This is a genomic window from Pseudomonas orientalis (assembly GCF_002934065.1).
In the GTDB taxonomy this organism is placed as follows: domain Bacteria; phylum Pseudomonadota; class Gammaproteobacteria; order Pseudomonadales; family Pseudomonadaceae; genus Aquipseudomonas; species Aquipseudomonas orientalis_A.
Window position 1 is genome coordinate 5,629,254 of sequence record NZ_CP018049.1, and the last position, 14,243, is coordinate 5,643,496.

At 63.4% G+C, this 14,243-nt stretch carries 12 protein-coding genes; 3 read left to right on the plus strand and 9 right to left on the minus strand.

Annotated elements, in window-relative coordinates:
* Positions 1–44 precede the first annotated feature (44 nt).
* Together BOP93_RS25530 and BOP93_RS25535 are read left to right on the plus strand one after the other, a co-directional pair.
* Positions 45–1,424 carry a DUF2868 domain-containing protein gene (locus BOP93_RS25530; RefSeq protein ID WP_104505031.1) on the plus strand — a complete coding sequence of 460 codons (1,380 nt, stop codon included), beginning with the start codon at positions 45–47 and terminating at the stop codon, positions 1,422–1,424.
* On the plus strand, positions 1,417–2,784 hold the full coding sequence (locus tag BOP93_RS25535) for a GTPase/DUF3482 domain-containing protein (RefSeq protein ID WP_104505032.1): 1,368 nt from the start codon (positions 1,417–1,419) through the stop codon (positions 2,782–2,784). Before BOP93_RS25530 ends, BOP93_RS25535 begins: the two co-directional genes overlap by 8 nt.
* On the opposite strand, the gene BOP93_RS25540 is transcribed toward BOP93_RS25535, so the two are convergent.
* The 7 genes from BOP93_RS25540 to BOP93_RS25575 all read right to left on the minus strand — a co-directional run bounded on the left by BOP93_RS25540 (position 2,763) and on the right by BOP93_RS25575 (position 11,788).
* Positions 2,763–3,335, minus strand: a complete 573-nt coding sequence (locus BOP93_RS25540) for a phosphonate degradation HD-domain oxygenase (RefSeq protein ID WP_065934196.1) — start codon at positions 3,333–3,335, stop codon at positions 2,763–2,765. The genes BOP93_RS25535 and BOP93_RS25540 overlap by 22 nt on opposite strands.
* Entirely contained in the window at positions 3,335–4,468 is a 1,134-nt protein-coding gene (locus BOP93_RS25545; protein ID WP_104505033.1) for a TIGR03364 family FAD-dependent oxidoreductase, read from the minus strand. The genes BOP93_RS25540 and BOP93_RS25545 overlap by 1 nt, the downstream gene beginning before the upstream one ends.
* A 125-nt stretch (positions 4,469–4,593) precedes the next feature.
* Positions 4,594–5,616: a putative 2-aminoethylphosphonate ABC transporter substrate-binding protein gene (locus BOP93_RS25550; protein WP_104505034.1), complete on the minus strand. Its 1,023-nt coding sequence runs from the start codon at positions 5,614–5,616 to the stop codon at positions 4,594–4,596.
* 20 nt (positions 5,617–5,636) lie between these two features.
* Entirely contained in the window at positions 5,637–7,349 is a 1,713-nt protein-coding gene (locus tag BOP93_RS25555; RefSeq protein ID WP_104505035.1) for a putative 2-aminoethylphosphonate ABC transporter permease subunit, read from the minus strand.
* A gap of 1 nt (position 7,350) precedes the next feature.
* The gene (locus BOP93_RS25560) at positions 7,351–8,415 is read right to left on the minus strand and encodes a putative 2-aminoethylphosphonate ABC transporter ATP-binding protein (RefSeq protein WP_104505036.1); all 1,065 of its coding nucleotides are present in this window, start codon (positions 8,413–8,415) and stop codon (positions 7,351–7,353) included.
* A gap of 246 nt (positions 8,416–8,661) precedes the next feature.
* Complete coding sequence (locus BOP93_RS25570) at positions 8,662–9,525, minus strand: LysR family transcriptional regulator (RefSeq protein ID WP_065887073.1); 864 nt, start codon at positions 9,523–9,525, stop codon at positions 8,662–8,664.
* Positions 9,526–9,541: 16 nt separating this feature from the next.
* Positions 9,542–11,788 (minus strand): heavy metal translocating P-type ATPase, encoded by a 2,247-nt coding sequence (locus BOP93_RS25575; protein WP_104505038.1) that lies wholly within the window; start codon positions 11,786–11,788, stop codon positions 9,542–9,544.
* 85 nt (positions 11,789–11,873) lie between these two features.
* Between BOP93_RS25575 and cadR the strand changes: the two genes are divergently transcribed.
* Positions 11,874–12,314 (plus strand): Cd(II)/Pb(II)-responsive transcriptional regulator, encoded by a 441-nt coding sequence (cadR, locus tag BOP93_RS25580; RefSeq protein ID WP_065893866.1) that lies wholly within the window; start codon positions 11,874–11,876, stop codon positions 12,312–12,314.
* 131 nt (positions 12,315–12,445) lie between these two features.
* Here cadR and BOP93_RS25585 read toward each other — a convergent pair whose 3' ends face one another.
* Together BOP93_RS25585 and lgt are read right to left on the minus strand one after the other, a co-directional pair.
* Positions 12,446–13,279: a thymidylate synthase gene (locus BOP93_RS25585; protein WP_104505039.1), complete on the minus strand. Its 834-nt coding sequence runs from the start codon at positions 13,277–13,279 to the stop codon at positions 12,446–12,448.
* A gap of 51 nt (positions 13,280–13,330) precedes the next feature.
* Positions 13,331–14,143 (minus strand): prolipoprotein diacylglyceryl transferase, encoded by an 813-nt coding sequence (gene lgt, locus BOP93_RS25590; protein ID WP_065887069.1) that lies wholly within the window; start codon positions 14,141–14,143, stop codon positions 13,331–13,333.
* Positions 14,144–14,243: the final 100 nt, after the last annotated feature.

The window sequence follows — 14,243 nt, forward strand, 5'->3', positions numbered from 1 at the left end:
GCCAGCAGTTATGCTCCAACCTCATCAACACGACAGGACGGCGCGTGACTGCACTGAACCCGCTGCACAGACTTTGGCTGACAGAAACCGTGCGCCTGCGCGAAGAACACGCCGGCCCCCTGGAAGACCTGGAAGCCAACCGGTTGGCCCGCACCGCCGGGGGTGACCTGCCCACACGCATCCAGCAGCGTGCGCTGCACCTGGCCGAGCGCGATGGTTTGGCCGCCGCGCTCAGCCGCTGGCTGCAAGGCGCACGCCTGGCCCTGGTGTTACTGGCGGCGGCCGCCGTCATCAGCGGCGCCGGTTTGGCGTTCGCCGCGCTGGGCAATGGCCTGGCCCCGGTGAATGTATTCTGGGCCTTGGGCAGCCTGCTCGGTCTGGACCTGATCTTGCTGATCAGTTGGGCCCTGGGCCTGCTGTTTGCCGGCGAACACAGCGCCAGCCTTGGCCGGCTGTGGTTGTGGCTCAGCGAGAAACTGGCGCGTGACGCTAAAGCCGCGCAGTTGGCCCCGGCTTTGCTGCTGTTGTTGCAGCGGCAAAAACTCAATCGCTGGGCGGTGGGTGTGCTGGTCAACAGCTTGTGGTTGCTGGCCTTGCTCAGCGCCCTGGTGATACTGCTGACCCTGCTCGCCACCCGCCGCTATGGCTTTGTGTGGGAAACCACCATTCTCGGTGCCGATACCTTTGTCGCCGTGACCCAGGCCCTCGGCACACTCCCGGCTCTGCTCGGTTTCAATGTGCCCACCGTGGAGATGATCCGCGCCAGCGGCGACTCCGCGCTGAATATCGAAAGCGCCCGCCAAGCCTGGGCGGCGTGGCTGGTCGGCGTGTTGCTGGTCTACGGGCTGCTGCCGCGGTTGATCCTCGCCTTGCTGTGCCTGTGGCAATGGAAGCGCGGGCGCGCAGCGTTGCGCCTGGACCTCAACCTGCCCGGCTACGCCCAACTGCGCGAACACCTGATGCCCAGCAGCGAGCGCCTTGGGGTCAACGATGTGGCGCCCGAACACCTGCACCAGGTCAGCGGCGGCGTGAGCGAGCTGGAGAGCGACGGCGCCTTGCTGGTCGCCATAGAACTCGACGACCAACACCCTTGGCCGCCCAAACTGGCCACCAACGTTAAGAACGCCGGCATCCTCGACAGCCGCGAATCACGCAACAAATTGCTGGAACAACTCAGCCGTTTTCCGCCGGCGCGCCTGACCATCGTCTGCGACCCGCGCCGCTCGCCCGACCGTGGCAGCCTGGCGCTGATCGCCGAACTGGCACGCAGCGCCACCGCCACCCGCGTGTGGCTGCTGCAAGCGCCGCCCGGCCAGGCACTGGACGCCGAGCGCCTGGGCGACTGGCACAGCGCGCTGCAACAGCTTGAGCTGCCCTTCGCCGATTGCGCGCCGCTGAACTGGCTGGAGACCGGTCATGACTAAACCGCTGAAGCTCGCCGTGGTCGGCCATACCAATGTGGGCAAGACCTCGCTGCTGCGCACCCTGACCCGCGATGTCGGCTTTGGCGAAGTCTCCCATCGCCCCAGCACCACGCGGCATGTGGAGGGCGCACGCTTGTCGGTGGACGGCCAAGCCTTGCTGGAGTTGTACGACACGCCCGGCCTGGAAGATGCCATCGCCCTGCTCGACTACCTGGAACGCCTGGACCGCCCCGGCGAACGCCTCGATGGTCCGGCACGCCTGGCGCGGTTCCTGGAGGGCAGCGAGGCGCGCCAACGCTTCGAACAGGAAGCCAAGGTACTGCGCCAACTGCTGGCCTCGGACGCCGGCCTGTATGTGATCGATGCCCGCGAGCCGGTGCTGGCCAAGTACCGTGACGAGCTGCAAGTGCTGGCCAGTTGCGGCAAACCCTTGCTGCCGGTGCTCAATTTCGTCAGCAGCGCCGACCACCGCGAACCGGACTGGCGCGAAGCCCTGGCCCGCCTCGGCCTGCATGCGCTGGTGCGTTTCGACAGTGTGGCGCCGCCGGAAGATGGCGAGCGCCGATTGTATGAAAGCCTGGCCCTGCTGCTGGAAACTGCACGGCCACAGTTGGAGCGGCTGATTGTCGACCAGGAGGCCCAGCGCCAGGCCCGCCAGCAAAGCGCCGCGCGCTTGATCGCCGAACTGTTGATCGACTGCGCTGCCTGTCGTCGCAGTGTGGTGACTGAAGATGAACCCCAAGCCATCAGTGATTTACGCAACGCCGTGCGCCAGCGCGAACAGAAATGTGTGGAAGCGTTACTCAAGCTATTTGGTTTTCGCCCCCAGGACGCCGCCGCCAGTGACTTGCCGCTGCTGGACGGGCGCTGGGGCGACGACCTGTTCAATCCGCAAACCCTCAAGCAACTCGGCGTGCGCGTCGGTGGCGGGATTGCGGCAGGCGCGGCGGCAGGCGCTGGCGTGGACCTGCTGGTCGGCGGTTTGACCCTCGGCGCTGCCGCGCTGGCCGGCGCGATTGCCGGCGGCGCCCTGCAAACCGCACGCAGCTACGGCAGTCGCCTGCTCGGCAAGATCAAGGGCCAGCGCGAGCTGACCGTCGACGACAGCGTGCTACGCCTGCTCGCCCTGCGCCAGCGCCAGTTGGTCAAGGCCTTGAACCTGCGCGGCCATGCGGCCATGCACAGCATCAAAGTCGACACGCCCCAGGACAAGACCTGGCGCGAAGGCAAGCTGCCGGACGCGCTGAACAGGGCCCGCGCCTATCCGCAATGGTCGTCGCTCAACCCACACCCCAAGTTGAACCAGGCCGAGCGTCAGGAGCAAATCCAGGCGCTGGCTCAGCGGCTGGACGCGTCCTGATCGGCCAATAGTCGCAGGGCCTTGGCCTTGAGCACTTCAAGGTCCAACAACGAGACGTGCATCTGCTTGGCCTGTTCGTCCCAATGGCGCATGCGCAGGCTGATGTGACAGAGCGGGTCCTGCTCGAACGCCTGTGCTTGCTGCGCGGTCATCACACCGCCCTGATACGCCAGCGTGCGGCGGCTGGCCTCGCTCAACTGTGCGTAATAGTCCGGCTGCTTGAAGGTCAGGTAACGCTTGGCTTGTACGTGATATTCCACCAATTTCGCCATGCGTTCGCTGAAGCCTGCACGGCGCAGGTAATCTGCGCCAAGCCGCTCATGGCTGAGCACGCCATACCCACCCATGCCCTCGCCACCCTGACCACAGAGGTGGCCGATATCGTGGAAGAACGCCGCCAGCACCACTTCATCGTCAAAGCCTTCGGCCATCGCGAGCTGCGCGGCCTGGGACATGTGCTCGATCTGCGACACCGGCTCGCCGATGTAATCCGCCGTGCCATGGCGTTCGTACAGGCCGAACAGCTCGGCAAGCAAGCGCTCCCGAGTCATCACTCAGGCCCCCACACTGTGGTGATATTTCGCTCGGCCATCGCCGGGCCCACGCTCATGCCCACACCGGTATGCATCAACGCGGCGCTGATGCCCGCAGCCGCCTGGACAAATGAAAACGGCGCGGGGCCACGCGAGCCATACACACCCTGCCAACGCTCCACCACCTGGATCTTGCAGCCCAGGGTCTGCTCGGCCAGTTCGATCAGCCAGTCATCGACCTGTTCGGCGTTGAAGGGCGATGCATCGCTGCCGTAATCATGGGAATCGCCGATGATCAACTCGCCATGGGGCGTGGGGCTGATCAGCAGGTGAATCCCGTGCGCCTGCAAGTGCGGCGTTTCGCGCAGGATCTGCGCCTGTACTGCGGCGGCCTCGGGCAAGTCGGCAAACGCACCGTAATGCACGCAACTGAGGCCGGTCAGCAAGGCATGTTGCAGGTTCAGGTCATGCGCCGGCCGTGCCCGCAGCATTTGCAGGCGGCAGACTTGCGGGTTGAGTGCGGCCATCGAATCGGCCAGCAGGGTCTGGTAGTCGTGACCGGAACACACAATGATCTGCTCGCCGCGAAAACGCCCAGCCGTGCTGTGCAACTGGCCCGGCTCGACATCATGCACCAGGGTGGAAAAGTGAAACTCCACGTTCAGCGCTTGCGCCAGGTAGTTGATCAGCGCCGGAATCGCTTCGCGTGAATAGAGTTGCTGGTCGTCCCTGCCATGCAGCGCGGCGCGGTGATGACGGAACTGGCCGGCGTACAGGTCATTCAAGGCCGCGCCTTGCAGCAGCTCGACGTTGTAGCCGTGCTCGCGGGCACGCCCGCGGCAAAAGGCTTCGAGCAGATGCGCTTCGGCTTCGGTACGGGCAAACAGGTAGGAGCCATTGCGCTTGAGCGCAAGGCCGGCCACCTGCGCCCAATGCCCCCAGATAGCGCGGCTTTCCCTTGCCAGGTCGAGCATCGGCCCCGGCGGTTGGCCGGTGACCAGCGCCTGGCCGAAGTTACGCACCGACGCGCCCAGGGGCGTGGCGCTGCGTTCGAAGACCTTGACCTTGAGGCCGCGCTTGGCGGCGGCGTAGGCATGGGAGAGGCCGAGGATGCCGGCGCCGACAATTAATAAGTCGCTGTGGTGTGTCATGTAGTGATGTCCTGTTTTCAAGACCGCCATCGGGGGCAAGCCCCCTCCCACACTTGATCTGCGAACACGGTTCAAATGTGGGAGGGGGCTTGCCCCCGATGAGGCCATCAGCCCTAACGAAAATCCTACTGACCCGCCACCTTCTCCGACTTCCCGTCATAACGCTTGCGCCACTCAGCCAGAATGCTGTCGCGATGCTTCGACGCCCACACAAAGTCGTTCTTGATCAACCGCTGCTCGTAATCGGCAGGCAATTCGGTCTGCGGTTTGGCGATCCCCGGTTGGGCGAGCACGGCGAAATTGTCCTTGTACAGCTCCATCGCCGCCGGGCTTGCAGAGAAGTCCGCCAGTTTTTTCGCAGCCTCGGCATGGGTCGTGCCCTTGATCACCGCCGTCGCTTCGATGTCCCAGCCCAGGCCCTCTTTGGGCAGGATGATGTCCAGCGGTGCGCCCTGGCGCTTCAACTGCACGGCCGGGTATTCAAACGAAATCCCGATCGGGAACTCACCGGATGCCGCCAACTTGCACGGCTTGGAGCCGGAGTGCACGTACTGGCCGATGTTCTGGTGCAGGTCATCCATGTACTGCCAGCCCTGCTTCTCGCCGAAGGTCTGCAACCAGGCGCTCACGTCCAGGAAGCCGGTGCCGGAGGAGGCCGGGTTGGGCATCACGATCTTGCCCTTGTACTCAGGCTTGGTCAGGTCCTGCCAGCTCACCGGTTTGGTGAGGCCCTGCTTTTCGGCTTCGACGGTGTTGAAGCAGATGGTGGCGGCCCACACGTCCATGCCGACCCAGGCCGGCGGGTTGGCGGCGTCGCGGTAGTTTTTGCCGATCTTGTCCAAGTCTTTCGGGGCATAGGTATCGAGCATGCCTTGCTGGTCAAGTATCGCCAGGCTGGAGGCGGCCAGGCCCCAGACCACGTCAGCCTGCGGGCGGTCTTTCTCGGCCAGCAGCTTGGCGGTGATGATGCCGGTGGAGTCACGCACCCACTTGATCTCGATGTCGGGGTTGGCCTGTTCGAAGGCCTTTTTGTAGGTCTTCAACTGTTCGGCTTCGAGGGCCGTGTACACGGTCAGCTCAGTCTTGGCGAAGGCATTCAGGCTGAATGCAGTGAGTACGGCAGCGACCAGCGCCAGGGGCTTGAACATGGAATACCTCCTTTGAAGGATCATTGCCCGGGCGCGGTCTGGCGCCAGGCTTGGGAGCGGCGCAAGGCGCCACGTGAAGCCCACGCCAGCAGCAACGAAACGCTGCCTGAGGTGAACAGAATCAGGGTCGACATGGCCGCCGCACCGCCCACATTGCCGGCGTCGTCCATGTTCAACACGGCGACGGCGGCGAGGATGGTGTCGGGGCTGTAGAGAAAGATCGCAGCGGAGACGGTGGTCATTGCCGACACGAACAGGTAACGCAGAATGTCCAGCAGCGCGGGCAGGCAGATCGGCACCGTCACTTTCAGGTAATGGCGGTAGAGCGGCGCCTTGAGGGACAACGCGGCGGCTTCGAATTCGGCGTCCAGTTGGCGCAGTGCGGTGGTGGCGGTCATTTGTGCAGTGGTCAGATAGTGAGCAATGGTGCACACCACCAGCAGCGCCATGCCGCCGTAGAACACATGCAGCGGGTTGCCGCCGAGGTTGAAAAAGAACACATAGCCCAGGCCCAGCACCAGGCCCGGCACGGCCATCGGCACAAAGCTGAGCAGGCACAGGGCCAGATTCAGGCCCTTTTGGTCCTTGGTTTTTTCCAACAAATAGGCACCGGTGAAGATCAGCACACTGCCGATCAGCGCCGTGCACAGTGCCATGGTCAGGCTGTTGCGATAGGCCAGCCAACCGCCGCCGGCGGTGTCTTCGAACTGATAGTGGTTGAGCGACAGCGACAGGTTATAGGGCCAGAATTTGACCAGCGAGGAATACACCGCCATGCCGAACACCAGCAGCAGGGCCGCGCAGATCAGCAGCACGATGGCCAGGTAGCAGCCATCCCTTGGACGCGACGGCAGCGGTTGAAAGACCTGGGCACGGCCGCTCATGGCATCACCGTGACGACGGCGCAACCACGCATCCACACCAAAGCTGAACAGCGCCGGCAACAGCAGCACCATGCCGATCAACGCGCCACGCCCGAATTGTTGCTGACCAACCACCGCCTTGTAGGCTTCCAGGGCCAGCACCTGGTAATCCCCACCCACCACCACCGGCACGCCAAAGTCGGTGATCGTCAACGTAAACACCAGGCAGAACGCCGCGAACACCGCCTGGCGCGTGGCCGGCCAGGTGATGCTGCGAAAGGCCCGGGCGGGGCTGGCGCCCATGCTGGAGGCCGCGTCGAACAAGCGCGCGTCCGCCAGCGACAACGCGGACAGCAGAATCATCAGGGCGTGTGGGAAGGTGTAAATCACTTCGCCCAGCACAATGCCCCAGAAGCCGTAGATATTGTCCGAGAGCAACCCACGCAACAGTCCCTGGTTGCCGAACAGATACACCAGCGCGATGCCCGGCAACATCGAGGGCGCCATCAAGGGCAGCAGCGACACGCCGCGCCAGATCACTTTGCCGGGAATCAAGGTGCGTTGCAGCGCGTAGGCAAACAGATAGGCCAACGGTACGACGATGGCGGCTACGCTCAGGGAGACTTTCAGGCTATTGCCCAGCAACCAGTGGAAATTGGCGCTGGTCAGCAATTCCCGTGCGGCGATCAGGCCGCCGCCCTGCCCGGCTTCGCTGCTGAAGCCACGCCAGAAGATCGCCAGCAGCGGCAGCAGCACCGCCACCACCAACAGGCCCAGCCACAGCCATTTGCCGCCGACCACGAAGAAGCGGTCACCCCACTCGGCGCGGGCCGCCTGACGCGGCAGCGGCACGCTCATGATCGCAGCCATCTCAGGCAAACACCTGCAGGCTGCGCGGCGGCAACGCCACCCAGATATCCTGGCTGCCCAGGCGCGGCATGTCGTGTGGCGCAAGTTCGGCCAGCAACGCGTGGCCCGGCAGCTGCGCCAGTTCGAAGCTCATGCGGCAGCGGTTGCCCAGAAACGTGATCTCGCGCACCTTGGCCGCAAACAGGTTTTCTTCATGCACCGGCGGATTCACGCTGATGGCTTCCGGCCGGCAGAACAGGCGACCGGAGGTGGCCATGCCGGCGTCGTCGGCCAGGCGCATGTTCAGCCCTCCGACCTGGGCGTGGCTGGCGCTGTTGCGGCTGAACGGCAACCAATTGCCCTGGCCGACAAATTCCGCCACGAACGGCGTGGCCGGGCGGTCGTAGATGTCCTGGGGCGTCGCGTATTGCTCGACCTTGCCGTTGTTCATCACGGCGATACGGTCGGCCATCAGCATGGCTTCGTCCTGATTGTGGGTAACCATCAGCGTTGTGATGCCCAGGCGTCGTTGCAGTTGGCGCAGTTCGGTGCACAGATGCTCGCGAACCTGGGCGTCGAGGGCCGACATCGGTTCATCCAGCAGCAATAACGAAGGTGCCGGCGCCAGGGCACGCGCCAGGGCTACCCGCTGCTGTTGCCCGCCGGACAATTGGCCGGGGTATTTCTTTTCGCTGCCGAGCAGGCCGACCAGTTCAAGCATCTGCCCGACACGCTTGCGCACCTCATCGCGACCGCTGCCGGTAAGGCCGTAGCCGATGTTCGCTTCTACGGTCAGGTTGGGAAACAGCGCGTAGGACTGGAACAGGATGCCGTAGTCCCGCGCCTGGGGCGGCAGCCGGGAAACATCGCGGTCACCCAGGTAAATTTCGCCGCTGTCCTGGCGCTCAAGGCCGGCGATGCAGCGCAGCATGGTGGTCTTGCCGCAGCCGGACGGGCCCAGCAGGCACACCAGTTCGCCGGCGGCGACATCCAGGGACACGTTATCGAGCGCGGTAAAGGCGCCGAAGCGTTTCTGGAGACCGCGCACCTTCATCGGTGCGCCGGGGTGGGTCAGGGCTGTGTTCATGGTGGCGCCTCATCGATCGGATGAAGGCCATGCTAGGGGGGGAATACTTCGCTGATGTGGCAGAAGGGCAAAAGGGCGTGATAGGGGTATTGGTGGATTTGGGTTGGGCTCTTGGAGGTGAGTCGCCTGGTCTACCGCTATCGGGGGCAAGCCCCCTCCCACAGTGGACCGAGTTCCAACATGAGAATGTGGTCAAAATGTGGGAGGGGGCTTGCCCCTGATTGGCCCTCAAGCCAGCCACAAAGGCTAAATTGGCGACATTTCCTGAGCCAGGCCAAGGAAAGCCGCCGGCAGCCGCGCACCTTTGCGCTCCTTGAGGCAGTACAGATACTCCGGAATCTGCGGCGCATTCTCGAGGGTCAGCACCTTCAGCTGCGGATCATGGGGCACTTCCTGCCGCGCAATGATGCTGATGCCGATATTGCGCAGCACGGCCTCGCGGATCGACTCACGACTGCCGATTTCCAGCAGCGGCCCGTAGCTGACGCCAGCGCCCTGAAGCATGTCTTCCGTCAGCCTGCGGGTGGTGGACCCCGCTTCACGCATCAGCAGCGTATGCCCGGCCAGCGCAGTCAACGGCACATGATCAAGCCTGGCCAACGGATGGTTGCGATGCACCGCCAATACCAGAGGATCAGTGCCCAGCACACGACGCACCAGGCGCGCGTCCTCCAGCAGTTGCGACGAGGCGGCGACATCGACGCGGTAGTCGTCCAGCGCTTCGAGCACCTGCTGGGAGTTGCCGATCTCCACCGACACTTCCACTTGCGGCAGGCGTTCGCGAAAGGCTTTGACCAGATCGAGGATGTAGTACGGCGCCGTCGCAGCAATGCGCAAGGCGCCCTGGACCTGACCGTTGTTGCGCAGGAAAAACTCGATATCCGCTTCCTGCTGCAACAGCGCCTTGACCATCGGCAACAGCCGCGCGCCTTCATCGCTTACCGTCAGACGGCGACCGCCACGGTAGAACAGTTCAACGCCGTATTGGCTTTCCAGGTTGCGAATCTGGGTGGTGACCGTGGGCTGGCTCAGGCCGAGTTTTTTCGCCGCCTGGGTGATGCTGCCCAGGCGGGCGACCTTGTAAAACGCCTTCAGCTCAGCACTCAGCACACCGCCCTCTCATCGTCTATTTGCGCAACAGGCGCAGGCCATTGAACACCACCAGCAGGCTGACGCCCATGTCGGCGAACACCGCCATCCACATGGTCGCCATGCCGAGGAACGTGACCGCCAGGAAAATCGCCTTGATCACCAGCGCCAGGGCGATGTTCTGCTTGAGGATACTCGACGTTTGCCTGGAGAGCCGGATGAATGCGGGAATCTTGCGCAGGTCATCGTCCATCAATGCCACGTCGGCGGTCTCGATGGCGGTGTCGGTGCCCGCCGCAGCCATGGCGAAGCCGATTTCGGCACGGGCCAGGGCCGGCGCGTCGTTGATGCCGTCGCCGACCATGCCGACGCGGTAGCCCTGGCCGTAGAGCGTTTCAATCGCTTGCAGCTTGTCGGTGGGCAACAAGTCGCCTCGGGCCTGATCAATACCGACCTGAGCCGCAATCGCCTGGGCGGTGTGGGTGTTATCGCCGGTCAGCATCAAGGTCTTGACGCCCAGGTCGTGCAGTTGCCGGATGGCTTCGCGGCTGCTGTCCTTGACGGTGTCGGCCACCGCGAACAAGGCCAGCGGGCCGGACTTGTCGAGCAGCAACACCACGGACTTGCCCTGTTTTTCCAGGGCGAAGAGTTTCTCCTCCAGCGCCGGCGAGCACAGCCCGAGGTCTTCCACCAGACGGTGGTTGCCCAGATGGTAGGTTTCGCCGTTGATGTCACCGCGCACACCACGCCCGGGCAATGCCTCGAAGTTATCCACAACGTGGGACGGCAGGTTTTTATCCACCGCCGCGTTGGCGATGGCCAGGGACACCGGGTGGTCGGAACGCCCCGCCAGACTCGCGGCCAGGGCCGGCGCGCTGTCCTGCACGGTGTCGAACAGCGGCACATAGTCGGTTTGCACCGGCTTGCCGTGGGTGATGGTGCCGGTCTTGTCCAGGGCCAGGTAGTCGAGCTTGTAACCGCCCTCCAGGTACACGCCGCCCTTGATCAGGATGCCTTTGCGCGCCGCCGCCGCAAGGCCGCTGACGATGGTCACCGGGGTGGAAATCACCAGGGCGCACGGGCACGCGACCACCAGCAACACCAGGGCGCGGTAGATCCAGTCGAACCAGACGCCCGCCATGAACAGCGGCGGAATGACCGCCACACCCAAGGCAAAAAGGAACACCGCCGGGGTGTAGATTTTCGAGAAGCTGTCGACAAAACGCTGGGTCGGTGCCCGAGCGCCCTGGGCCTGCTCCACCGCGTGGATGATCCGCGCCAGGGTGGAGTTGTTGGCCGCTGCGGTCACTTTGTATTCCAGGGAGCCGGCCTGGTTGATGGTACCGGCGAAGACTTTATCGCCCACGGTCTTTTCAATCGGAAGGCTTTCACCGGTGATCGGTGCCTGGTCGATGGTGGATTGACCAGCAGTCACCTCGCCGTCCAGGCCAATGCGCTCGCCGGGCTTGACCCGCACAATGGCGCCAAGATCGATGCTTTTGACCTCCTGTTCCACCCAGGAACCATCAGCCTGCCGCACCGTGGCCTGTTCCGGGGTCATCTGCATCAAGCCGCTGATGGCATTGCGCGCACGGTCCAGGGACTTGGCTTCGATCAACTCGGCCACCGTAAACAGGAACATCACCATTGCCGCTTCCGGCCACTGGCCAATCAGCACCGCGCCGGTCACCGCGATGCTCATCAGTGCATTGATGTTCAGGTTGAGGTTTTTCAGGGCAATCCAGCCCTTTTTGTAGGTGGTGAGGCCACCGCTGAGGATCGACACCAGCGCCACCAGGGCGATCACCCAGGTCGGTGCAATGCCGCTGAAATGCAGGACCTCGGCGCCCAACGCGCCCACGCCCGACACAGCCAGCGGCCACCAGTGCTTCTTGGCGGGCGGCGCGGCGGCAGGCGTGCCTTCTTCAATCGGGTCGGCCTGCATGCCGATGGATTTGATCGCCTCGATGATCGGCGCAGTGCTCGGCAAATCGTGGGTGACGCCGAGGATGCGGTTGATCAGGTTGAATTCCAACTGCTGCACGCCGGCAAGCTTGCCCAGTTTGTTCTGGATCAGCGTCTGTTCTGTAGGGCAGTCCATCGCTTCGATGCGAAAGGTGCTCAGGCGCGAGCCGGCGGTGGGAGCGTCGCTCAGTTTCACCCGCGCAGGTGCCGGAGCGCCGGAACAGCAGGCGCCGCCGTGGTCATGCACCGGCTTGAGCGTGTGCTCGCCGTGATCGTGATCGTGGTCGTGCTTGTGCGGGGTGTGGAGGGAATCGCTCATGGTGTCGCGTCCGGAAAGGTGCCTGTTGCCAAGTAAAGACCCTGTAGCCACTATAGGGTCAAGCACCCATTTGGAGATTGCTGCGATGAAGATCGGCGAACTGGCCAAACTCACCGACTGCCCGGTGGAAACCATCCGTTATTACGAGAAGGAAGGCCTGCTGCCGCCCCCCGCGCGCACGGACGGCAACTACCGCGTGTACACCCAGGCGCATACCGAGCGGCTGATCTTTATCCGCAACTGCCGCAGCCTCGACATGACACTGGAAGAAATCCGCAGCCTGCTCAGCCTGCGCGACAGCCCCCAGGACCAGTGCGAAAGCGTGAATGCGTTGATTGATGAGCATATCCACCATGTAAAGGCGCGGATCGATGGGCTGCTGGCGTTGCAGGAGCAATTGCTGGACCTGCGCCAGCGCTGCGGGGGTGGGGAGCCGTGTGGAATCCTGCAGCAGTTGGAAGTCAGCGGCGGGATTGCGGCCAGCGAGGCCGAGCCCTCGCACGTGGGCAGAAGCCACGGCCATTAGCCTCAAGTGAACACAGATCAAAATGTGGGAGGGGGCTTGCCCCCGATAGCGGTATGTCAGTCAGAATATTGGGTACTGACACACCGCTATCGGGGGCAAGCCCCCTCCCACATTTTGGCCAGGATCGCCTGTCAGATCGCGACTTCAGCCTTGATGCTCGGGTCGGCGTCATAGCCAACGATTTCGAAGTCTTCGAACGTGTAGTCGTAGATTGATGCCGGTTTACGCTTGATCACCAGTTCCGGCAGCTTTTTCGGCGTGCGCGCCAGCTGGGTGCGGATCTGTTCCATGTGGTTGCTGTAGGCGTGGGTATCGCCGGTGGTGACGATGATCTCGTGGGGGATCAGGTCGCACTGCTGCGCCAGCATATGAGTGAGCAACGCCAGCGCGGCGGTGTTATAGGGCAGGCCGAGGAAGACATCGGAGCTGCGGATGTACAGCTGCATCGACAGATGGCCGTCGTGCACGAACGCCTGGTACAGCAGGTGGCACGGGGGCAGCGCTTGCTTGCCGTTACGCGCGTTTTCCTGGGGGCTCCTGGTTTCGTCCGGCAGGTATTCGACGTTCCAGCCGTGGAACAGGATGCGGCGGCTGTTGGGGTTGGTCTTGAGCGTGTGAACCATGTAGTCGATCTGGTTGATCGTGCCGCCGTCCTTGGTGGGCCAGGCGGTCCACTGCTCGCCGTACACCGGGCCCAGGTCGCCGTCTTCGGTGGCCCATTCGTCCCAGATGCGCACGCCGTTTTCGTTGAGCCACTTGATGTTGGTATTGCCGCTCAACATCCAGATCAGCTCGTTGGCGATGCTTTTGAAGTGCAGCTTCTTGGTGGTCAGCAGCGGGAAGCCGTCGGCCAGGTTATGCCGATACTGGCGGGCGAACACGGCCTTGGTGCCGGTGCCGGTACGATCGCCCTTGGTCAGGCCATTGGTCACGACGTCGTGCAGGAGTTCGAGGTATTGCTTCATGTGATTACCCGTATCGTTGAAGCCAGGACCTCCTGGTCCTGGCATTCGAATTTAAAGCGCGGCGTTCTTCAGCGGTTGCGGACGGTTGTACGCCCACCACAACAGGCCCAGGCCCGCCAGGATCATCGGAATACTGAGGACCTGGCCCATGGTCAGCCAGCCCCACGCCAGGTAGCCCAACTGCGCATCCGGCACCCGCACGAACTCGACGATAAAGCGGAAGATCCCGTAGAACAGCGCGAACATCCCGGAAACCGCCATGGTTGGGCGTGGTTTGCGCGAAAAGAGGTAGAGGATGAGGAACAGTGCCACACCTTCCAGGGCGAACTGGTACAGCTGCGACGGATGGCGCGGCAGTTGCGCCGGGTCGCTGAACGGCGGGAACACCATGGCCCACGGCACGTCGGTGGGCTTGCCCCACAGCTCGGCGTTGATGAAGTTACCGATGCGCCCGGCGCCCAGGCCGATGGGCACCAACGGTGCGACGAAGTCCATCAACTGGAAGAACGACTTGCCGTTGCGCCGGCCGAACCACCAGGCGGCGATCATCACGCCGACAAAGCCGCCATGGAACGCCATGCCGCCCTTCCACACCTCGAAGATCAGCGTCGGGTTGGCGATATACGCCGACAAATCGTAAAACAGCACATACCCCAGGCGCCCGCCGACAATCACCCCCATCGACATCCAGAACACCATGTCGGAGAGCTTCTCCTTGGTCCAGGTCGGGTCGAAACGGTTCAGGCGCCGGGAAGCCAGCAGCCAGGCACCGCCGATGCCGATCAGGTACATCAACCCGTACCAGTGGATTTTCAGCGGACCGATGGCCAGGGCCACCGGATCGATCTGCGGGTAAGGCAGCATTGCGACTCCTCGTTAAACATTTAGTCATGACGCATCGGACCATGCCGATGCGCGATTAAGCCTGCGTTACAGCTGCGAGATCAAATTAAGAAGTTCACAT